At 70.9% G+C, this 19620-nt stretch carries 19 protein-coding genes and 1 tRNA gene; 11 read left to right on the top strand and 9 right to left on the bottom strand.

All coding sequences use genetic code 11. From position 1 onward, the window contains the following. Nucleotides 1-67: 67 nt before the first annotated feature. The 5 genes from moaC (at nucleotide 68) to ACIRHA_RS33700 (ending at nucleotide 3404) form a co-directional block, all read left to right on the top strand. A complete protein-coding gene (gene moaC, locus ACIRHA_RS33720; RefSeq protein WP_403853750.1) occupies nucleotides 68-577 on the top strand; it encodes a cyclic pyranopterin monophosphate synthase MoaC in 510 nt (169 codons plus the stop codon). Continuing rightward, complete coding sequence (locus ACIRHA_RS33715) at nucleotides 574-1137, top strand: molybdenum cofactor biosynthesis protein B (RefSeq protein ID WP_403853748.1); 564 nt, start codon at nucleotides 574-576, stop codon at nucleotides 1135-1137. Before moaC ends, ACIRHA_RS33715 begins: the two co-directional genes overlap by 4 nt. Before the next feature lie 20 nt (nucleotides 1138-1157). Continuing rightward, nucleotides 1158-1802: a GNAT family N-acetyltransferase gene (locus ACIRHA_RS33710; RefSeq protein WP_403853746.1), complete on the top strand. Its 645-nt coding sequence runs from the start codon at nucleotides 1158-1160 to the stop codon at nucleotides 1800-1802. A 171-nt stretch (nucleotides 1803-1973) separates the two neighbouring features. Continuing rightward, nucleotides 1974-3239, top strand: a complete 1266-nt coding sequence (gene glpR / locus ACIRHA_RS33705; RefSeq protein ID WP_403853744.1) for a gephyrin-like molybdotransferase receptor GlpR — start codon at nucleotides 1974-1976, stop codon at nucleotides 3237-3239. A gap of 91 nt (nucleotides 3240-3330) precedes the next feature. Further along, a tRNA-Ala gene (locus ACIRHA_RS33700) sits at nucleotides 3331-3404 on the top strand. A 68-nt stretch (nucleotides 3405-3472) separates the two neighbouring features. Here the strand turns inward: ACIRHA_RS33700 and ACIRHA_RS33695 are convergent. Then, entirely contained in the window at nucleotides 3473-3979 is a 507-nt protein-coding gene (locus ACIRHA_RS33695) for a GNAT family N-acetyltransferase (protein ID WP_403853742.1), read from the bottom strand. An 80-nt stretch (nucleotides 3980-4059) separates the two neighbouring features. Between ACIRHA_RS33695 and ACIRHA_RS33690 the strand changes: the two genes are divergently transcribed. Next, nucleotides 4060-4863 carry an exodeoxyribonuclease III gene (locus ACIRHA_RS33690; protein ID WP_403853740.1) on the top strand — a complete coding sequence of 268 codons (804 nt, stop codon included), beginning with the start codon at nucleotides 4060-4062 and terminating at the stop codon, nucleotides 4861-4863. 25 nt (nucleotides 4864-4888) lie between these two features. Here the strand turns inward: ACIRHA_RS33690 and ACIRHA_RS33685 are convergent, their stop codons facing one another. Next, nucleotides 4889-5512 (bottom strand): TetR/AcrR family transcriptional regulator, encoded by a 624-nt coding sequence (locus ACIRHA_RS33685; RefSeq protein WP_403853738.1) that lies wholly within the window; start codon nucleotides 5510-5512, stop codon nucleotides 4889-4891. Nucleotides 5513-5622: 110 nt separating this feature from the next. On the opposite strand from ACIRHA_RS33685, the gene ACIRHA_RS33680 reads away from it, so the two are divergent. Beyond that, nucleotides 5623-5883 carry a PEP-CTERM sorting domain-containing protein gene (locus ACIRHA_RS33680; protein WP_403853736.1) on the top strand — a complete coding sequence of 87 codons (261 nt, stop codon included), beginning with the start codon at nucleotides 5623-5625 and terminating at the stop codon, nucleotides 5881-5883. Between the two features lie 129 nt (nucleotides 5884-6012). Here the strand turns inward: ACIRHA_RS33680 and ACIRHA_RS33675 are convergent, their stop codons facing one another. From ACIRHA_RS33675 to ACIRHA_RS33660, 4 genes are all read right to left on the bottom strand, one after another. After that, nucleotides 6013-6213 (bottom strand): hypothetical protein, encoded by a 201-nt coding sequence (locus ACIRHA_RS33675; RefSeq protein WP_403853734.1) that lies wholly within the window; start codon nucleotides 6211-6213, stop codon nucleotides 6013-6015. Between the two features lie 122 nt (nucleotides 6214-6335). Continuing rightward, a complete protein-coding gene (locus ACIRHA_RS33670; protein ID WP_403853732.1) occupies nucleotides 6336-7211 on the bottom strand; it encodes an SDR family oxidoreductase in 876 nt (291 codons plus the stop codon). Beyond that, a complete protein-coding gene (locus tag ACIRHA_RS33665) occupies nucleotides 7208-8158 on the bottom strand; it encodes an alpha/beta fold hydrolase (protein ID WP_403853730.1) in 951 nt (316 codons plus the stop codon). The genes ACIRHA_RS33670 and ACIRHA_RS33665 overlap by 4 nt, the downstream gene beginning before the upstream one ends. Continuing rightward, nucleotides 8155-9687: a flavin-containing monooxygenase gene (locus ACIRHA_RS33660; protein WP_403853728.1), complete on the bottom strand. Its 1533-nt coding sequence runs from the start codon at nucleotides 9685-9687 to the stop codon at nucleotides 8155-8157. Before ACIRHA_RS33660 ends, ACIRHA_RS33665 begins: the two co-directional genes overlap by 4 nt. A gap of 177 nt (nucleotides 9688-9864) precedes the next feature. Between ACIRHA_RS33660 and ACIRHA_RS33655 the strand changes: the two genes are divergently transcribed. Further along, nucleotides 9865-10494, top strand: coding sequence for a MerR family transcriptional regulator (locus tag ACIRHA_RS33655; protein WP_403853960.1), 630 nt, complete (start codon nucleotides 9865-9867; stop codon nucleotides 10492-10494). On the opposite strand, the gene ACIRHA_RS33650 is transcribed toward ACIRHA_RS33655, so the two are convergent. Both ACIRHA_RS33650 and ACIRHA_RS33645 read right to left on the bottom strand, forming a co-directional pair. Further along, nucleotides 10483-11493, bottom strand: coding sequence for a DUF6528 family protein (locus tag ACIRHA_RS33650; protein WP_403853726.1), 1011 nt, complete (start codon nucleotides 11491-11493; stop codon nucleotides 10483-10485). The genes ACIRHA_RS33655 and ACIRHA_RS33650 overlap by 12 nt on opposite strands. A gap of 132 nt (nucleotides 11494-11625) precedes the next feature. Continuing rightward, the gene (locus ACIRHA_RS33645) at nucleotides 11626-14955 is read right to left on the bottom strand and encodes a S41 family peptidase (protein ID WP_403853724.1); all 3330 of its coding nucleotides are present in this window, start codon (nucleotides 14953-14955) and stop codon (nucleotides 11626-11628) included. Nucleotides 14956-15109: 154 nt separating this feature from the next. Here ACIRHA_RS33645 and ACIRHA_RS33640 point away from each other — a divergent pair, with 154 nt between their 5' ends. Together ACIRHA_RS33640 and ACIRHA_RS33635 are read left to right on the top strand one after the other, a co-directional pair. After that, nucleotides 15110-15697: a TetR/AcrR family transcriptional regulator gene (locus ACIRHA_RS33640; RefSeq protein ID WP_403853958.1), complete on the top strand. Its 588-nt coding sequence runs from the start codon at nucleotides 15110-15112 to the stop codon at nucleotides 15695-15697. Nucleotides 15698-15825: 128 nt separating this feature from the next. Next, nucleotides 15826-18024: an MMPL family transporter gene (locus tag ACIRHA_RS33635; RefSeq protein WP_403853722.1), complete on the top strand. Its 2199-nt coding sequence runs from the start codon at nucleotides 15826-15828 to the stop codon at nucleotides 18022-18024. Here ACIRHA_RS33635 and ACIRHA_RS33630 read toward each other — a convergent pair. Further along, nucleotides 18014-18382: an SsgA family sporulation/cell division regulator gene (locus ACIRHA_RS33630; protein ID WP_403853720.1), complete on the bottom strand. Its 369-nt coding sequence runs from the start codon at nucleotides 18380-18382 to the stop codon at nucleotides 18014-18016. The two genes, ACIRHA_RS33635 and ACIRHA_RS33630, sit on opposite strands and share 11 nt — an antisense overlap. A gap of 173 nt (nucleotides 18383-18555) precedes the next feature. On the opposite strand from ACIRHA_RS33630, the gene ACIRHA_RS33625 reads away from it, so the two are divergent. Then, nucleotides 18556-19620 (top strand): energy-coupling factor ABC transporter permease, encoded by a 1065-nt coding sequence (locus ACIRHA_RS33625; protein ID WP_403853718.1) that lies wholly within the window; start codon nucleotides 18556-18558, stop codon nucleotides 19618-19620.

Raw genomic sequence — 19620 nt, 5'->3', positions numbered from 1 at the left:
CGTGTCGCGCACAAATCGTCCGGCGCGCCGCACCGCGCACGGCTCGGATCGGGAGCGCCACAGCACCATGAGCACTTCGCAGCATCAACAGGACCAGACCGACCGGCTCACGCACATCGACGAGGCGGGCGCCGCCCGCATGGTCGACGTGTCGGAGAAGGACGTCACCGCACGCACCGCCCGCGCCAGCGGCCGCGTCCTCGTCTCGCCGCGCGTGGTGGAGCTGCTGCGCGGCGAGGGCGTACCCAAGGGGGACGCGCTCGCCACGGCGCGCATCGCGGGCATCATGGGCGCCAAGCGCACGCCCGACCTGATCCCGCTCTGCCACCCGCTGGCCGTGTCCGGAGTGAAGCTCGACCTGTCCGTCGCGGACGACGCGGTGGAGATCCTGGCCACCGTGAAGACCACGGACCGCACGGGCGTCGAGATGGAGGCGCTCACGGCGGTCTCGATCGCCGCGCTCACCGTCGTCGACATGGTCAAGGCGGTCGACAAGGGCGCCGTCATCTCGGACGTACGGGTCGAGGAGAAGACCGGCGGCAAGTCGGGGACCTGGAACCGGGAGGCGCGGGCATGACCGACGGCTACCGCGCCCTCGTCGTCACGGCCTCCAACCGGGCCGCCGCGGGGGTCTACGAGGACAAGGGCGGCCCGCTGATCGCCGAGGGCCTCAGGAAGCTGGGCTTCGCCGTCGAGGGCCCCCAGGTGGTGCCGGACGGCGACCCCGTGGAGGCCGCCCTGCGGGCCGCGGTCGAGGCGGCGTACGACGTCGTGGTCACCACCGGCGGCACCGGCATCTCGCCCACCGACCGCACCCCCGAGGCGACGGCCCGCGTCCTCGACCGCGAGGTACCGGGCATCCCGGAGGCGATCCGCGCCTACGGCCGCGAGAAAGTGCCCACCGCGGCGCTCTCGCGTGGCCTCGCGGGGGTCGCCGGGCGCACACTGATCGTGAACCTGCCGGGTTCCAGCGGGGGCGTGAAGGACGGGCTCGCCGTCCTCGGGCCGCTGCTGGCCCACGCCGTCGACCAGATCCACGGCGGCGACCACCCCAGAAGCGAATCCGGAGCCGAAGGACCCGACGGACCGGACGGACCCGACAGACCCGATGCCCAGGCCCCCGGGGGTGCGCACTGAACAGCCCGTCGTGGCCCGTCGTGCTGGTGGAGGGTGATGTCGTCCTTCGCCCCATAAGGCTGCGCGACCAGCGTGCCTGGCGCGAAGTGAACCGGCGCAACCGCGACTGGCTGCGCCCCTGGGAGGCGACCATCCCGCCGCCCACGCCGAGCGGTCCGATAACCCACCGCCCGACATACCGTCAGATGGTGCGCCATCTGCGTTCGGAGGCGAACGCGGGCCGGATGCTGCCCTTCGTCGTCGAGTACCAGGGCCGCCTCGTCGGGCAGTTGACCGTCGCCGGGATCACCTGGGGGTCGATGTGCTCGGGCCATGTCGGGTACTGGGTGGACCAGTCGGTGGCGGGCCGCGGCGTGATGCCGACGGCCGTCGCGCTCGCGGTCGACCACTGCTTCCGCACCGTGGGGCTGCACCGCATCGAGGTCTGTATTCGGCCGGAGAACGGGCCGAGTCGCAGGGTCGTGGAGAAACTCGGATTCCGCGAGGAGGGGCTTCGCCCACGATATCTTCACATCGACGGGGCCTGGCGGGACCACCTTGTCTTCGCGCTCACCGCCGAAGAGGTCCCGGAGGGACTCCTGAGGCGTCGCCGTCGCGAGCGGCGCGGCAATGTCGCAGGTCCGAGCGGGCCCAACGCGGTCGATCCGGGCACCCCCTCGAAATGAAATAAATGTTCGAAATTGATCGATGAGGCACCGTCAGAGGTCATTGAATTCCCTCGAAGGTCGGCCTGGTGATCACATCCATCGCAAAAAAGCTCGGATTATCAGCCAGATCGTGCGACACACCGACTCAATTGGCGGATGACCCCGCGTAAACCCCTCTACGGTGTGTCCGTGAGCAGCAGCGGCCTCATCTACGCAGTCATCGTCGGGGCCTGGGCCGCCTACTTGGTGCCGATGTGGCTCCGTAGGCAGGACGAGTTGAACGAAGCTCGTCCGACGGAACGCTTCAGCACCGCCATCCGGCTTCTCTCCGGCCGGGCGGGCATGGAGCGCCGGTACGCCAAGGACCTGCAGGCGCGCTCGCCCGAGTCGGACGAGCCGCGCGGCGACCCGGTCGACCCGGACGCGACCACCGATCAGGTGGACGTCCGGGACTTCGGCATGTCTCCGTCCGGGGAGCGGCGCACCCCGCACGCGGGGCGAGAACGCCGCGAAAGCCGCGAACATCCCGATTCCGCCCGAGAGTTCGCGGAACCGTCCCGCGAGCGCGCGGAACCCGCCCGCGAGCCCGAGTCGGCGGCCGAACCCGCCGCGCCCGCCAAGTCCCGCGCCGCGCGCGCCGCTTCCGCCTCCGCGTCCGCCGTGGCCGAGGCGCGGGCCGCACGCGCCCGGCGCACCAAGGTGCTCGCACGCCGCCGCCGCACGACCGTTCTGCTCTTCGCCGTCTTCACGGTCGGCGCCGTCGTGGCCGCCGTCGGGGGCGTCGCGTTCCTGTGGGCGCCCGCGGCCCCCGCCGTGCTCCTCAGTACGTACATCGTCTACCTGCGCACCCAGGAACGACGCCGCTTCGCCTACGTCATGGACCGACGCCGCGCCGAGGTCGCCGCGCAGCGACTGCGGGAGCGCCAGCCGCGCAGGCGGCAGCCGGCCGCGGCACGCGCAGCGGCCGAGGACCAGGAGGAAGGCCCATCGGTGGACGGAACCGCCACCGACCCCGGCCTCGAGGCCCTCGCCGCCGACCGGCGCGCCCTCGTCGAACAGACCGACCACCAGGAGTGGGTCGACCAACAGCGCGAACGCCAGCGCCAGCCGGGCCCCGGCGACAGCTGGGACCCGGTCCCCGTGCCCCTGCCCACCTACGTCACCGCCCCCGTCGCCCCGCGCGCCACCGGCGGCATCGATTACAACGCCCCCGAGACCTGGAGCTCCGCCCGCTCCTCCGCCGCGGAACAGGCCGCGCGGCGGCAGCCGCAGGAGGAGCACGTCCCGGAGGCCGCCGAGCAATCGGCGGAACCCGCGGAGCCGGTGGCCGACGACGGTCGCAGCGACGCCCGCCGCGCCGCCTCCGCCCGCCGCTCCCGTGAGCGCGGCCGCACGCCGCTCTTCGACCAGTTCGACGACGGCGCCGACGGCAGGCCGCGCGCGGCCAACGAGTGAGCCGGAGCACTTTGAAGTCCGCCCGGCTGACCAGCCAGGGAACGGATTTCCAAGCACCCGGATCGGGGTGCTAGAGTTTCACTCGTTGCAAGGGCGTGTGGCGCAGTCCGGTAGCGCACCTCGTTCGCATCGAGGGGGCCAGGGGTTCGAATCCCCTCACGTCCACTTTGCAACGAAAGCCCCCGACGGGAAACCGTCGGGGGCTTTCGCGTTTCCGCGGGACACCCGGCGGCTCAGAGCTTCTTCGCGAAGCACCGGCTCAACTCGTCGAACCGGTAGTGGCCGAACTTGGCGCACGGCTCGTAACCGCTCGACGCGTAAAGGGCTATCGCCTCCGGCTGCTTGAGGCCCGTCTCCAGAACCATGCGGGTGCGCCCCGCCGCCCGCGCGTCCTCCTCCAGCGCCGCGAGAATCTGCCGGGCCAGGCCCAGGCCGCGCGCCTCCGGAGTGACGTACATGCGCTTCAGCTCGGCGTCGCCGTCCGCGTACCCCTCGTCGTTCGCCTCCTGACCGCGCCAGCCGCCGGTCGCGAGCGGCGTGCCCGGGGCGTCGTACGCGATCAGGTAGAGGCCGCGCGGCGGCTCGAACATCGTCGGGTCCAGCGGCGTGACGTCGCCCTCGTCGCCGTAGCGCTCCGCGTACTCGAGCTGGACGCGGTCGTTCAGCGCGATCGCGTCGCGGTGGCCGAAGGAGGTGGGACGCAGGACCGGAGCCCCGACCCCGGGAAGCTGAATACTCATACGTACCATCGTAACTCTATGCGGACGCCTACGGTTGTGGCTTCAGGCGGCGCCGTCCAGTCTGCCGGTATCGTGCCGGGGTGCTGACTGTGACCTCTGTGAATGTGAACGGGCTCCGGGCCGCCGCCAAGAAGGGCTTCGTGGAGTGGCTCGCCGAGACCTCCGCCGACGCCGTCTGCCTTCAGGAGGTGCGCGCCGAGCCGCATCAGCTGCCCGAGGGCGTGCGCGAGCCCGAGGGCTGGCACGTCGTGCACGCGCCGGCGGCCGCCAAGGGCCGGGCCGGTGTCTCCCTCTATACACGCCGTGAGCCGGAGCGGGTGCAGATCGGCTTCGGCTCGGCCGAGTTCGCGGACAGCGGCCGCTACGTCGAGGTGGACCTGCCGGGCGTCACCGTCGCCAGCCTCTACCTCCCGTCCGGCGAGGTCGGCACGGAGCGCCAGGACGAGAAGATCCGCTTCATGGGGGAGTTCCTCACCTACCTGAAGTCCCTGCGCGAGCGGGCCGCCGCCGACGGCCGCGAGGTCGTGGTCTGCGGCGACTGGAACATCGCCCACCAGGAGGCCGACCTCAAGAACTGGAAGGGCAACAAAAAGAACTCCGGCTTCCTGCCGGAGGAGCGCGAGTGGCTGTCGTCCGTCTTCGACCCGTCCGACGGCGGCTACGTCGACGTGGTCCGCGCCCTGCACCCGGACGTCGAGGGACCGTACTCGTGGTGGTCGTACCGGGGGCGGGCTTTCGACAATGATTCAGGTTGGCGCATCGATTACCTGGTGGCGACGCCGGGGCTCGCCGAGCGTGCGGTGAAGGGCTACGTCGAGCGCGCCGCCACGCACGAAGAACGGTGGTCGGACCACGCCCCCGTGACGGTGGTCTTCGACCGCTAGGGTCCGTCAGAAGGGCCCTAGTCGCCTACGGCCTGTCCTGGCGGTCGGGTGTGTCCTCCAGCAGTCGGTCGATGTGGCGCTGGAGGGTGGCCCGTGCCGTGGCCGGTGAGTGGTGGCCCGCCAGGACGTGGGCCGTGAGGCCGTCGGCCAGGGCGAGGAGCGTGTGCGCCTCCAGGTCCGGGTCGAGACTCTGGAGGAACTCCCGGGTGCCCTGGCCGTAGCGCACGAGCCACGCGATGAGGTCGTGCAGCTTGCCGTAGGTGTCGCGCAGGACGGTGGCCAGTTTCTCGCCGGTGGGGGCGTGGGCGACGAAGGCCAGCCAGACGTGCGCCTGTGTCCTCGACGCCTCGTCCAGCAGGGCGAGTTCGGCCAGGGTGTGGGAGAGCAGGGTTGCCGCGGCCTGGGGGGTGGAGGTGGCGGCGATGCGCTGGTTGGCGCGTTCGCCGACCAGTTGGGAGATGTGCTCCAGCGCGAAGAGCAGCATGTCCTCCTTGGTGTGGAAGCACCGCTGGACGGCGCCCATGGACACGCCGGCCTCGGCGGCGACGTCGCGGAGGCTGACGGCCTCCATTCCCGAGCGCGCGATCAGGGTGCAGACCGCCTCGGCGATCCGTCGGCGCCGGTCCTCGTAGTCGACCTGCCTGGGCACGGTTCGCTCCTTCCCATGTTCCGATGCACTTGCATCATATCCGCTGAGGACGCACGATGTGATGCAAGTGCATCGGAACGTTGCGCGGGCATCGGGAGGGAAGGCTCGTCATGGCGAATCAACTCAAAGGGGCGGACAGCGGCTCGGGGCAGGGGCTGCTGTGGCTGTTCGGCGCCATCCTCGTCGTCCAGGGCTTCGGCTCGGCCGTCACGGAGGCCGGATGGGACACGAGCTTCGGTGTCGCAGCCCTCATGCGGGCAGCACATGTGCCCGAGTGGGCGACCCTCCTGGTCGGCCTCGCGGGTCTGGCCCTGCTGGGGATGGCGGCGCGCCGTCGCCGCGCGGGGAGGCGGGCGGAACAGCGCCCGTGAAAGGTGCCCATGGCCCGGCCGGAGGCGCGCGCGAGACGGGGCATCGCCGGGAATGCGCGCATGACGGGGCCCCGTCCGGATCTCCGGACGGGGCCCCGTCACATGTCTTCAGGTGGCGTCACGCTTCCGTCACTGCTGGAAGCGGTCCTTGGCCTCCTGGGCGGCGTCCTGGGCCTTGTCCTTGGCCTGGTCCATGCCGTCCTTCGCGCGGTCCTGGCCTTCTTGCGCGCGGTCCTGGCCTTCGTCGGACTTGTCCTTGGAGCCCATGGCGTCCTTGGCCTTGTCCTGCAGCTGCTCGGCCTTGTCCTTGAACTGGTCAGAGATACCCATTTGATGCTCTCCATGAAGGATGGGGGGTGGGCCTCGACCAGACTGACACGGTGCCCGGTATGTTGCATTTTGATCAATGACGGGCTGTGTTCGGGGCGGCGAGCGGGGCATGAAACCCCAGGTCAGCGGCCCCGAGACGCCTCGTCGGCGGCTCCGCCCGCGCCCACGAGGCCCTTGGAGACGGTGCCGAGGCGGCCCTCGAAGCGGCGTACCTTCTGCTGGCCCACGATGCCGATCGCAGCGGGCAGGTAGCCGCGTATGCCCTGCATGCCGCGAAGCCACCACTGCGCGTACACGTGGGGCGAGCGGCGCTCGATGCCTGCCACGAGGCGGTCGACCGCGGGGCCGAGGGGGTACGTCTTGTTCGACGGCCACGGCAGCTGCTGGCGCAGCTCGCGCATCACGTCGTCCTGGTCGGCGCCGCGCACCATGTCGGTGTCCGTCCACGACAGGTAGCCGACGCCGACGCGTACGCCCTTGTGGCCGACCTCGGCGCGCAGGCTGTGCGCGTACGCCTCCACGCCGGACTTCGACGCGCAGTAGGCGGTCATCATCGGGGCGGGGGTGATCGCGGCGAGCGAGGCGATCTGCAGCAGGTAGCCGCGGGACTCCGTCAGTACGGGGAGGAAGGCGCGGGCCGTCACGGCGGAGCCGATGAGGTTGACCTCGATGACGCGCCGCCATGCCACCGGGTCGGATTCGGCGAAGGGTCCGCCGGTCGCGACGCCCGCGTTGGCGATGACGATGTCGACCTTGCCGAAGCGGTCCTTGACCTCCTGCGCGACCTGCGCCATCGCCACGTGGTCCGTGACGTCCGCGTGCCACCAGTCGGCGTCGGAGTGCAGCCGTGCGGCCACCTGCTTCAATTCGTCCGGCTCCAGGCCGACCAGCGCGATCTTCGCGCCGCGTGCCGACAGCTTGCGGGCGAGGAGTTCGCCCACGCCGCGCGCGGCTCCCGTGACGACCGCGACCTGGCCTTCGAGGCTGACCTTGCTCATGCGGCATCCGCTCCCTTGTCCGACTTCGACTCTGACTTCACGTACTGCTCGGAGAGTTCGCGGATCTTCGACGTGACGGCGCCCGGGGCCTCGACGGGTGTCATGTGGCCGAGTCCCGCCAGCTCGGTCAGGCCCGCGCAGTCGGGCAGCGCTTCGGCGATCCGCCGGGCGTGCGCGACCGGGGTGAGGCGGTCGGCGGTGCCCGCGACGACGGCGACCGGCATCGTCAAGTCACCGACACCGGCGTCGAGTTGCAGGTGTTCGAGGACGTGTGACCAGCCGTATCGCACCTCGCGCGGGCAGGCGTGCACGATCCGCGCGCAGGCCTCGACCTTGTCGGGTGCCGAACCCGGCCCCATCGTCGCGTACTTGAGGACCCGCTTGCCGATGGGCGTGACGGGTCCGAGCGGTGCCTTCGAGCCGAGGATCGCGCGGGTGAAGCGGGTGCGCAGGTTGCTCGCGCGCATCAGCGGCACCACGGTGGCCTCGGCGACGAGCTGCGAGCTTCCGGTGCTGCACAGCAGGACGGCGGCAGCGTGCTCCTGGAACTTCGGGCGTCCGGCGGCGGCCATCATCGTCATGCCGCCCATGGAGTGCCCGGCGAGCACGGCCTGTTCGCCCGGTTCCAGGGTCGCGCCGAGCACGGCCTCCAGGTCGTCGGCCAACATGTCGGTCGTGTACGGGAGCTGGGCGGAGGCCGGGCTGCGGCCGTGTCCGCGCTGGTCGTACACGATCACCCGGTGGTCGGTGGCGAGGGCCCGCGTCTGCGCGGCCCAGAACGCCGTGGAGCAGGTCCAGCCGTGCGAGAGCAGCACGGCGGGGGCACCGTCGGGGCCGTGCACCTCGACGTGGAGCCGGGCCCCGTCCGCGGAGGTGACGGTCAGCTCGCGGGCGGCGACGGGCGGCGCGTACGGTCCCGTCGTCACATGGCGCATCAGACGGCTCATGCGGCGTTCACCTTGGCCTTCTTCTTGGTACGCGTGGTGGGCGCGGCCGGCGCGGGCGCGCGCACCACCTCGTACTCGCCTACGTCGACATGCCGGGTGGCGTGCCGGAATTCGGTGGTCGTGCCCGGCCACACCGTGGTGTTGACCCCGTTCGCGTCGAGGTACCAGCTGTTGCAGCCGCCGGTGTTCCACACGGTGCGCTTCATGCGGTCCTGCACGCGGTTGTTCCAGCCGGTGACGGCGGTCTCGCGCGGGTTCAGCGCGACGCGGCCGCCGAGGACGTGGAGCTGGCGCATGTAGTCGGCCAGGTAGTTCAGCTGGGCCTCGATCATCAGGATCATCGAGGAGTTGCCGAGGCCGGTGTTGGGTCCGATGACGGTCATGAAGTTCGGGAACCCGGCGGCCGTGGCGCCGCGCAGCGCCTTCATGCCGTTCTTCCACGACTGCATGAGCGTGTCGCCGTCGGCGCCGATCACGCGGTCCGCGATGGGCATGTCGGTGACGTGGAAGCCGGTGCCGAAGACGATCGCGTCGACCTCGGCCTCGGTCCCGTCGGACGCGATCAGCGTGTTCCCGCGGATCTCGCTCAGGCCGGACGCCACGACGTCGACGTTGGGCTGTGCGAGCGCCGGGTAGTACGTGTTGGAGAGCAGGATCCGCTTGCAGCCGATCCGGTAGTCCGGGGTGAGCTTGGCGCGCAGCTCCGGGTCCTTGACGGCCCGGTGCATGTTCCGCTTGGCGAGCCGTTCGACCATGCCCAGTTCGTCGGGGTGCTTGGTGAACGCCTGGACCTGCAACTCCCGGATGCCCCACAGGAGTCCGCGGCGCGCCTGGGTGGTGAAGGGCAGCTGTCGGTGCAGCCAGCGTTCGGCGTTCGAGATGGCCCGGTCGGCGCGCGGCATCACCCACGGGGGTGTGCGCTGGAAGAGGGTGAGCCTGCCGGCCTCCTTCTGGATGGCCGGCACGATCTGGATGGCCGACGCTCCTGTGCCGATCATGGCGACGCGCTTGCCCCGCAGGTCGTAATCGTGGTCCCACCGCGCGGAGTGGAAGACCTTGCCGGGGAAGGTGTCGATCCCGGCGATGTCCGGCGTCTTCGGGTCGGACAGCGGTCCGGTGGCGGAGACGACGACGTCGGCGGTGAGCGTCCCCTTCGCCGTGTCGATCTCCCACCACAGCTTCTCGTTGTCCCAGCGCAGCTGCTCGACCTCGGAGTCGAGGCGGATGTGCGGCCGCAGCCGGAAGGTGTCGGCGACGTGCTCCAGGTACTCCCGGATGTGCTCCTGCCCGGAGAACGTCCGCGGCCAGTCCGGGTTGGGCGCGAACGAGAAGGAGTAGAGGTGGGACGGCACGTCGCACGCGCATCCCGGGTAGCTGTTGTCGCGCCAGGTCCCGCCGACCGAGCCGGCCCGCTCCAGGACCACGAAGTCGGTGATCCCCTCGCGGCGCAGCCTGACCGCCGCGCCGAGGCCGCCGAAGCCGGATCCGATCACCGCCACCCGTACGTGCTCGTGCTCCTGCTCGGCCATGCCGGCGCCTCCCTTGCCGCAGCGACTCTGCCAGTGAACACTGGCGTAATTGGGAGAGTAGGGCGTCCGCGTACTCATGGGTAGGGGTCGGACCAAGGAAAGTTACCGGTGGTACGACATAGGGTCGTGGACGTGGCAAAGGACGAGACGGAACCCGGTGTGAAGCGCGAATACCGCATGGAGGAGCTCGCGAAAGCGGCCGGTGTCACGGTCCGCACCGTGCGCTTCTACCGTGAGCGCGGGCTCATCAAGCCGCCCCGCCGCGAGGGCCGCATCGCCTGGTACGACCGGACGCACCTCGACCGCCTGCGCACGATCGCCTCGCTCCTGGACCGCGGCCACACCCTCAACGGGATCAGTGAGCTCTCCGAGGCCTTCGACCGCGGCCGCGACGTCGGTGAACTCCTCGGCGTGCAGCCCACGGAGGAGGTCCCCGTCCGCCTCTCCGCCGCCGAACTCGCCGACTACTTCGCAGACGACGTCACCCCCGAGAACCTTCAAGCCGCCCTCGATCTGGGCTACTTGGGCATCGACGGCGAGGAGATCGTGCACATCAGCCGCCGACTGCTCGACATCTCGGCGGCCCTGGTCCGCGAGGGCATCCCGCTGGCCGATGTCCTGGCTGCGGCCAGGCGCGTCCGCGACCACGCCGACGCGCTGGCCGCGCTCTTCACCGACCTCGTCGCGGCGCACGCCTCCGGCAAGGACATCGACCGCCTGCGTCCGCTTGCCAAGGGCGTGGTGGAGGCGGAGCTGTCGCTGGCGATCGACCGCAGGATCGAGTCGTCCGACGGATCAGCTGGGTAGCCACCAACGGGCCTTGTAGATCCCGCCGTTGACGTAACGGAAGGTCCCGGCGGGCCGGTGCATGCTCACGGTGGTCGTCCACCAGGTCTCCCCGAGCCCGGCCTCCGGCACGGTGGTGACCACCCGCCCCGTACGCGGATCGTCGCCCACGCACTTCACGGACTTGCGGACGATCTCCGAGGCCCCCGCGAAGTCCTGCACGAAGCCCTGGCCGACGATATCGTACTGGAACACGGACGCGGTCGTCGTCACCCACATCCGCCCCGGCACCCCCGCCACGGGGAACAGATCGTGCCCACCGGCGGACTTCCCCGGCGTGGCGACGGGCAGGGCCACGGCGAACTGCCGTACCAGCGAGGGCCGTACGCGCGAGCCCGCCACCCGGTAGGCCACCAACTCGTCGTCGCCCATGGCCCACAGGACCTCGCGCACGGGGTCCCAGTGCAGCCCGTGCGCCCCCTTCAGCTCGGCCTCGGTGTACCGCGTGGAGTGCGGGTCGAGGGACGCCGCGTACAAGCGCACCCGCGCCCCGGTGCTGCATGCGACGGCGACGTTCCCGTCGGGGAGGATTTCGGCGGTGTGCGGGTTGACCAGATCGTCCCCGGGCCCGAGCGCCCCCGCCCAGTACCGCCGCCCGCTCGGCCACTCCACCACGCCCACGAACCCGAACGAGGCCGTGGCCAGCACGTACGTACGCCCGCGATACCGGCGCACCTTCGCCTCGCTCGGGTACACCCAGCTGATGTCGGGCTCGACGTCCCGGTACCGGGCGTCGCCCACGGGCGAGAACGCCCACCGCACGACACCGGGGTCCACGGCCGGGTCCCACACCTGAACCCGCGAGTCCATCACCAGCAGCCGCTTGCTCGCCTGCTCGGTGATGAGGACGGGCGGCAGCCCCGGGGTCGCGGCCGCGGCCCTCCCCGCACCACCGAGCGCGAGACTCGCTCCGATCCCCGCGGCGCCGAGCAGTATCCCTCTTCGTGAGCCGTGCGACATGAAACCCCCCTGGGCAAAGGCCAGTTGAATGTTCCATGCGCCAGAATGCCCAAGGCGAGGGTCGGCCAAGCCCCGTTCCTCCAAGCCTCGCCGGCGTTTGAGGCGCGGGGTCCGGGGCGGAGCCCCGTGACGTCAGCGCGGAGGCAGCTTCGGCCGCCTCCGGTCCGGGACGTCCGAGTAGTCCGGCGGATTGGTCGCGCCCTGCTCCGCCAGGAGGTTCAGCGCCAGCTCCACCGCGTCGTCGAGCTGGGCGTGCCGGCCCTCAGCCCAGTCGAGGGGGGTGCGCAGGGCCTCGATGTCCGGTTCCACGCCACGGTTCTCGATGGACCAGCCGTACTCGGGGAACCAGGCCGCGTTCATCGGCACCGTGATCACCGTGCCGTCGCCGAGCTTGTGCCGTCCCGTCATGCCGACGACGCCGCCCCAGGTGCGCTGGCCGACGACCGGGCCGAGCGCGAGCAGCTTGAAGGCGGCGGCGATCATGTCGCCGTCCGATGAGGTCGCCTCGTCGGCGAGGGCGACGACCGGGCCGCGCGGGGCGTTCGAGGCGTACGAGACGGCCTGTGCGTTCCTCGTCAGGTCCCAGCCGATGATCTTCCGGGTGAGCTTCTCGACGACCAGCTCGCTGATGTGGCCGCCCGCGTTGCCGCGTACGTCGACGATCAGCGCGGGCCGGGAGACCTCCATGCGCAGGTCGCGGTTGAACTGGGCCCAGCCGGAGCCGCCCATGTCGGGGATGTGCAGGTAGCCGCACTTGCCGCCGCTCAACTCCCGTACGACGGCGCGGCGTTTGGCCACCCAGTCCTGGTAGCGCAGCGGTCGTTCGTCGACGAGCGGGACGACGGCGACGCGGCGGGGCCGGCCGCCGCCTTCCGCGGGCGTGAAGGTCAGCTCGACGGTCGTGCCGCCCGCGCCCGCGAGCAGCGGGTAGGGGCCCGTGACCGGGTCGACCGGCCGGCCGTCGATGTGGGTGAGGACGGCGCCGTCGCGGATGCCGGTGCCGGCGAGCGGGGAGCGGGCCTTGGAGTCGGAGGAGTCGCCGGGAAGGATCCGCTGGAGCGTCCAACAGCCGTCCCGGCAGACGAAGTTGGCGCCTAGCAGGCCCTGCGCGCGCTGGTAGTGCGGCGGGCCCTCGTTGCGGCGGGCGGCGGCCACGTAGGCGTGCGAGGTGCCGAGTTCGCCGAGGACCTCTCGTAGGAGATCGGCGAACTCGTCGGGGGACGCGACCCGTTCGACCAGTGGCCGGTACTGGTCGAGCACCGCGTCCCAGTCGATGCCGCACATCTTGGGTTCCCAGAAGTACGCGCGGATGATCCGGCCCGCCTCGTCGTACGCCTGCCGCCACTCGGCCGCCGGGTCGGCCTCGTGCAGGATGCGGCGCAGGTCGATCCAGACGGTGGTGTCGTTGTCGCCCGCCTCGGTGGACGGCACGGCCTCCAGTTCGCCCTCGTCGGCGACGACGAGCCGGGAGCCGTCGCCGCTGACCTCGAACCAGTCCATGTGGGCGACGAGTTGGGTCTTCTTCCCCTTGACCAGGTCGAAGTGTTCGAGGGTGGGCTGGGCCGAGGGGTCGGCCGGGTTGGCGAAGGTCTCGCCGAGCGCCCCGGAGATCGGCCAGCGCAGCCACACCAGGCCGCCGCCGGAGACCGGGTGCAGCGCCGAGTACTTGGACGCCGAGACGGGGAACGGCACGACGCGGTTGGCGAGCCCCTCGATCTCCACGGTCGGCGTGCCGTCACCGCCCGCGTCCTCCACCGGGTCGAGGCCGCCCGCCGCCGTCCGCCCGTCGGGGGAGAGCGCGAACGGCGACGGCGTCGCGGACGACAGCGGTACGAGGTAGGGGCGGCAGCCGAGCGGGAACGACAGGTCGCCGGTGTGCACGTCGTAGACCGGGTCGAAGCCGCGCCAGGACAGGAAGGCGAGGTAGCGGCCGTCCCGCGTGAACACCGGGTTCTCGTCCTCGAAGCGGCCGTTGGTGACGTCGACGATCGTCGCGGTCTCCTTCTTGGCCGCGCCGAGCGCGGTGGAGCCGCCGCCCCGGTTGATCCGGGCCATCTTGATCTGCCGCAGCGAGCGGCCGATGCCGGGGTGCGACCAGGTCAGCCAGGCGCCGTCGGGGGAGAAGGCGAGGTCGCGGACGGGGCCGTTCGTGGAGCGGATCAGCTCGGTGACGACCGGTTCCCCGAGCGGTGCCTCGCCGCCTTCCTCCTCGCCGACGTCGATGAGCAGCAGCCGCCCGTCGTTCGATGCGATCGCGAGCCGCTCCCCGTCCGGGTCCGAGACCAGCTCCTGTACGCGGCCCAACTGCCCCGAGGCGAACCGGCGCGGCGCCCGGTCGCCGCTGGCCCGCGGCAGATAGGCGATCTCGACGGCGTCCTCACCGTCGGCGTCGGTGATGTAGGCGACCTGTCCGCCGGATCCCAGCATCTCGGGCAGCCGCACGCGTACGCCCGGGGTGTCGGCGATGGTGCGGGCGGGGCCGTCGCGGTGCGTGAGCCAGTACAGGCTGCCGCGGACGACGACGGCGCTGGCCCGGCCCGTCTCGTCGACGGAGAGCGAGTCGACGTGGAGGGCGGCGGGGACCTGGTAGCGGCGCCGCCCGGCGCGCGGGCCGCCGAGGCGGACGTGCAGCTTGCGCGGCACCGAGTCCGGGTCGAGGTCGTCGAGGATCCACAGCTCGCCCGCGCACTGGTAGACGACGCGGCTGCCGTCGGTGGTGGCGTGCCGGGCGTAGAAGGAGTCGTGGTCGGTGTGGCGGGTGAGGTCGGTGCCGTCGGGGCGGCAGGAGTAGACGTTGCCGATGCCCTCGTGGTCGGAGAGGAACGCGATGCGGCCGTCCACGAACATCGGGTCGTCGAGATGTCCGTCGAGGTCGGCGAGGATGCGCTGCCCGTGCACCCACAACCGGCCCTGCGCGCCGCCCCGGTAGCGCTTCCAAGCGGCCGGTTCGTGGGGTGCCGTACCGGTCAGGAGCAGGGTCTGCCGCTCGCCGTCGATGTCGGCGACCTGGATGTCGGAGACCGGACCCCAGGGGAGCTTGCCGCCGGGGGAGCCGTCGGTCGGGACGCTGTAGGCGAAGGTGAAGTACGAGAAGGGCTCGCCGTGCGAGGCGACCGCGAGGATGTCGGCCCTCCCGTCCTTGTCGGGGGGCGACCAGCCGCGCACCTGGGTGTCCACGCTGCCCCAGTACGTGAGCCGGCGCGCGGAGCCGCCGTCGACCGGCGCCACATAGATCTCCGGGTCGAGGCTGCGCCACGTCGTGTACGCGATGTGCCGGCCGTCGGGGGAGAAGCGTGGGTGGCTGACCTTGGTGCGGTCGACGGTGAGCCGCCAGGCCCGCGTCGAGCCGTCGAGCGGCGCGACCCACAGGTCGTCCTCGGCGGCGAAACACAGCCGCTCTCCGCTGATGTGCGGGAAACGCAGGTACGCCCGGCCGTCCGCAGCTTCGGATTCCTCAGTCACCTCGGTCACCTCCTCATGCTTTTCCGCGCCGCGGGCTCCGGCAACCGGGACTCGCCGGGAAGGTGTGGCGCAGCGCACGTACGAAACGGTTTCGTTTCGCTAGTGGAGGAGGTACTTTTATGGCGTACGCATACGGAGAGGTCGGGTGGCCGGCATGGTCGCGGAGCAGGCAGTGCGTCGCAGCCGGATCACGCCCGAGCGCGAGGCCGAGCTGTACGGCGCCGTGCTCGAACTTCTCCGTGAGGTCGGCTACGACGCCCTGACCATGGACGCCGTGGCCACCCGCACGCGGTCCAGCAAGGCCACGCTCTACCGCCAGTGGGGCGGCAAGGCCGAGCTGGTGGTCAAGGCGCTGCGGAGCCAGAAGCCGCACTTCGACGAGGTCGACACCGGCTCGCTGCGCGGTGATCTGCATGCCATCGCGTTCCGCGAGGACGACTGTCACATGGAGCAGAACAGCGCGCTGATGCGCGGCCTGATGGTGGCCGTGCACGCCAATCCGGATCTGCTCGCGGCCTTCAAGGAGTGGATCGTCGAGCCCGAGATGACGGGCGTCGACCGGATGGTGCGCAGAGCGGTGGACAGGGGCGAGGTCCGGGCCGACAACCCGGCGCTCGGCTATCTGATCCACATGCTGATCGGCGCGTTCGCCACCCGCACGCTCATCGACGAAGAGCCGCCGACGCAGGAGTACCTCGTCTCGTACATCGACGCTGTGGTGATCCCCGCACTCAGCGCCTGACACTTTCCACTGTTCTCCACTGTTCTCCACTGTTCCCCGCTGTTTCACCTGACGCACAACCGCTCATGTCGTCGGGCCGATGACCCATGCCCCGCTGAACCCTTCGACCTGACCGGGAGTACGCCTCCGTGGCCACATTCCTCTACAAGCTCGGCAAACTCGCGTTCCGCCGACGGCACTTCGTCGCCCTGATCTGGGTGGCCCTGCTCACGCTCGCGGGCGTGGGCGCCGCCTCCGCGCCGACCGCGGCCTCCAGCTCCTTCTCCATACCGGGGACCGAGGCCCAGAAGGCCTTCGACCTGCTCGACCAGCGCTTCCCCGGCTCCGCCGCCGACGGGGCCACCGCCCGCGTCGTCTTCGAGGCACCGAAGGGCGAGAAGCTCACGGACGCCGGCAACAAGGCCGACATCCAGGACACCGTCGCCTCCATCAAGTCCAGTTCGAAGCAGGTCGCCTCCGTCGCGGACCCGTTCGCCGCCAAGACGATCAGCCAGGACGGCACGATCGCCTACGCCTCGGCCTCGTACAAGGTCTCCTCGATGGAGCTGACCGACGCGGACCGGGACGCGCTGCAGGACGTCATCGACGAGGCGAAGCAGAGCGGTCTGACCGTCGAGGTCGGCGGTGACGCGCTGCAGGCCATGCCGGAGACCGGCGCCACCGAGATCATCGGCATCGCGATCGCGGCCGTCGTCCTGGTGATCACGTTCGGCTCGCTGATCGCGGCCGGTCTTCCGCTGCTGACCGCGCTGATCGGCGTCGGCATCGGCGTCTCCGCGATCACGGCGTTGGCCAACGTGCTCGACCTGGGCAGCACCACCTCCACGCTCGCGATGATGATCGGCCTCGCGGTCGGCATCGACTACGCGCTGTTCATCGTGTCCCGGTACCGGGGCGAGCTGGCCGAGGGCCGGGACCGGGAGGAGGCCGCGGGGCGGGCCGTCGGGACCGCCGGTTCGGCCGTGGTCTTCGCGGGTCTGACGGTGGTCATCGCCCTCGTCGGCCTCGCGGTCGTGAACATTCCGATGCTGACCAAGATGGGTGTCGCCGCCGCCGGTACGGTCGCGATCGCGGTGCTCATCGCGCTCACCCTGATCCCGGCGCTGCTCGGCTATGTGGGCAAGCGGGTGCACGGCCGCAAGGCCCGTAAGGACATCGGCAACAAGGAACAGCCCAAGGTCAACATGGGCACCCGCTGGGCCGGCTTCGTCCTGCGCCGCCCGGTCACCGTCCTGATCGCGGGCATCGTCGGCCTCGGTGCCATGGCCGTGCCCGTGGCCTCGCTCGAACTCGGCCTGCCCGACGACGGCGCGCAGCCCACGAGCACCACCCAGCGCAAGGCGTACGACCTGCTCTCCGACGGCTTCGGGCCCGGCTTCAACGGCCCGCTCATGACGGTCGTCGACGCCAAGGGCGCGGCCGACCCGAAGGCCGCCGTCTCCGAGGTCGTCCGCGAGATCAAGGGCACGGACGGCGTCGCGGCCGTCACCCCGGCGACGTTCAACAAGGCGGGCGACACCGCCGTCATCAGCGTCGTCTCGAAGTACAAGCCGTCGTCGGTCGACACCGAGAACGTCGTGCACGACATCCGCGCCGCGGGTGCCGACATCAAGGCGGACACCGGCGCCGAGCTGAGCGTCACCGGCTCGACGGCCATGAACATCGACGTCTCGCAGAAGCTCAACGACGCGCTGATCCCCTACCTGGCGCTCGTCGTCGGCCTCGCGTTCCTGCTCCTGATGGTTGTCTTCCGGTCCATCCTGGTGCCGCTGAAGGCCGCGCTCGGCTTCCTGCTGTCGGTCCTCGCCGCGCTGGGCGCCGTCGTCGCCGTCTTCCAGTGGGGCTGGCTCGGTTCGCTGCTCGGAGTCGAGCAGACCGGTCCTGTCATGTCGATGATGCCGATCTTCATGGTGGGCGTCGTCTTCGGCCTCGCGATGGACTACGAGGTGTTCCTCGTGACGCGGATGCGGGAGGCGTACGTCCACGGGGAGCGGCCCGCGCAGGCCGTCGTCACCGGGTTCAAGCACGGGGCGCGGGTGGTCACGGCCGCGGCGATCATCATGATCGCGGTGTTCGCGGGCTTCATCGGCAGCTCGGAGCAGATGGTGAAGATGATCGGCTTCGGACTCGCCATCGCCGTCTTCTTCGACGCGTTCGTCGTCCGTATGACCCTGGTGCCGGCCGTGCTCGCGCTGCTCGGCAAGCGGGCCTGGTGGCTGCCGAAGTGGCTGGCGCGGGTGTTGCCGAACGTGGACGTGGAGGGCGAGGGGCTCCGGACGGCCGCCGACGGCCGTCCGGACGAGGAGCGGGAGCTCGTCAGCGCTTGATGTCCTGAGCCGAGGCCGGGGCGACGGTCGTGTACGTCCGACGCAGAAAGCGGATCAGCGCTTTCACGTCGAACTGCACGACCGTCGCCCCGTCCGGCTTTTCGGGCGCGTGGAACTCCATGACCGCCTGGACCCGCCCGCAGGGCCAGATCCGGACGTCGCCGCCGGAGACCGGGGCCCGCAGTCCGCGTTCGAGCAGCTCGCGGGGGAAGGACCACTCCCCGGAGCCGGGCAGGGCGATGTGCACCGTGCCGCCGGAGCAGCGCAGTACGGCGGGGACGCTCCGGTACGCGTCGGGGGAGTCCGTGACGATGCGGGCCCGCGTGTACTGCTCGACGTACTGCTCGGCTACGGCCATAACACCAAATGTCGCATAAGCGGCATATTTCGCGGTGTACAGGGTGGACGGATCCGGGCTCAATTGGTGCAGGGACGCTGTTGCAAGGCGTTCGCAACAAAGCACTATCATCGAACGGTTCACCGGACGCCGAACCCGGACACCGAACCCGGAACCGAGCGGAGCCCCCTGCCATGCATGTCCCTGACGGATTCATCAACGCCCCCGTGTCGGCCGTCACGGGCGTCGTCGCCGCGGGCGCCGTCGCCGTCAGCCTGCGCGGCGCCCGCCGTGAGCTGGGCTCCGAGCGGGCCGCGCCGCTCGCGGGCCTCGTCGCGGCGTTCATCTTCGCCGTGCAGATGCTCAACTTCCCCGTCGCGGCGGGGACCAGCGGTCACCTCCTGGGCGGCGCCCTCGCGGCGATACTCGTGGGCCCCTATACAGGGGTCCTGTGCGTATCGGTGGTGCTCCTGATGCAGGGCGTGCTGTTCGCCGACGGCGGCCTGACCGCGCTCGGCGTGAACATCACCGACATGGCGATCACCACGACCGTCGTCGCCTACCTCGTCTTCCGCGGCCTCGTGAAGGTGCTGCCGAAGAAGCGCCGCTCGATCACCGTGGCGTCCTTCGTCGCGGCGCTGCTGTCCGTTCCGGCGGCCGCCGTCGTCTTCACCCTGATCTACGCCATCGGGGGGACGACCGACGTCTCCATCGGCAAGGTCGCCACCGCGATGGTCGGCGTGCACGTCCTCATCGGCATCGGCGAGGCCGTGATCACCGCGCTCACCGTCGGGGCGGTCGTCGCCGTGCGGCCGGACCTCGTGTACGGGGCCCGGGGCCTGCACCAGCCGCTGAAGCTGAAGGTGAACGGGGAGCTGGTGGACGCGCCCACGCCGGTGACCACCCCCGTGGCCGCCCGCTCGCACCGCAAGGTCTGGCTCGTCGGCCTGGCCGCCTCCGTCGTCCTCGCCGGCTTCGTCTCCTTCTACGCCTCGGCCAACCCCGACGGCCTGGAGAAGGTCGCCCACGACAAGGGCATCGACCAGAAGGCGAAGGAGCACGCCTCCTCCGACTCCCCGCTCGCCGACTACGGCGTGAAGGACATCACCGACGCCCGCATCTCCGGCGGCCTCGCCGGGATCATCGGCGTCGGCGTCACCGTCGTCGCCGGGACCGGGATCTTCTGGGCGCTGCGCAGGCGGCGTACGAGCGACGTGGCCTCGACCGAGGTTCCTGCCGCTTCGGAGCAGGTCTCCTGA

The organism is Streptomyces sp. NPDC102360, assembly GCF_044766085.1.
Lineage (GTDB): Bacteria > Actinomycetota > Actinomycetes > Streptomycetales > Streptomycetaceae > Streptomyces.
Note: the sequence above shows the minus strand (reverse complement) of the source record. Positions and strands in the feature narration are given on the sequence as shown.

Excerpts from the sequence above, each read along its gene's own strand:
- moaC (WP_403853750.1), top strand. The coding sequence starts at position 68 with ATGAGCACTTCGCAGCATCAACAGGACCAGACCGACCGGCTCACGCAC.
- ACIRHA_RS33715 (WP_403853748.1), top strand. The coding sequence starts at position 574 with ATGACCGACGGCTACCGCGCCCTCGTCGTCACGGCCTCCAACCGGGCC.
- ACIRHA_RS33695 (WP_403853742.1), bottom strand. The coding sequence starts at position 3,979 with ATGAGTATTCAGCTTCCCGGGGTCGGGGCTCCGGTCCTGCGTCCCACC.
- ACIRHA_RS33680 (WP_403853736.1), top strand. The coding sequence starts at position 5,623 with ATGGCGAATCAACTCAAAGGGGCGGACAGCGGCTCGGGGCAGGGGCTG.
- ACIRHA_RS33675 (WP_403853734.1), bottom strand. The coding sequence starts at position 6,213 with ATGGGTATCTCTGACCAGTTCAAGGACAAGGCCGAGCAGCTGCAGGAC.
- ACIRHA_RS33670 (WP_403853732.1), bottom strand. The coding sequence starts at position 7,211 with ATGAGCAAGGTCAGCCTCGAAGGCCAGGTCGCGGTCGTCACGGGAGCC.
- ACIRHA_RS33665 (WP_403853730.1), bottom strand. The coding sequence starts at position 8,158 with ATGAGCCGTCTGATGCGCCATGTGACGACGGGACCGTACGCGCCGCCC.
- ACIRHA_RS33660 (WP_403853728.1), bottom strand. The coding sequence starts at position 9,687 with ATGGCCGAGCAGGAGCACGAGCACGTACGGGTGGCGGTGATCGGATCC.
- ACIRHA_RS33655 (WP_403853960.1), top strand. The coding sequence starts at position 9,865 with ATGGAGGAGCTCGCGAAAGCGGCCGGTGTCACGGTCCGCACCGTGCGC.
- ACIRHA_RS33650 (WP_403853726.1), bottom strand. The coding sequence starts at position 11,493 with ATGTCGCACGGCTCACGAAGAGGGATACTGCTCGGCGCCGCGGGGATC.
- ACIRHA_RS33640 (WP_403853958.1), top strand. The coding sequence starts at position 15,110 with ATGGTCGCGGAGCAGGCAGTGCGTCGCAGCCGGATCACGCCCGAGCGC.
- ACIRHA_RS33630 (WP_403853720.1), bottom strand. The coding sequence starts at position 18,382 with ATGGCCGTAGCCGAGCAGTACGTCGAGCAGTACACGCGGGCCCGCATC.
- ACIRHA_RS33625 (WP_403853718.1), top strand. The coding sequence starts at position 18,556 with ATGCATGTCCCTGACGGATTCATCAACGCCCCCGTGTCGGCCGTCACG.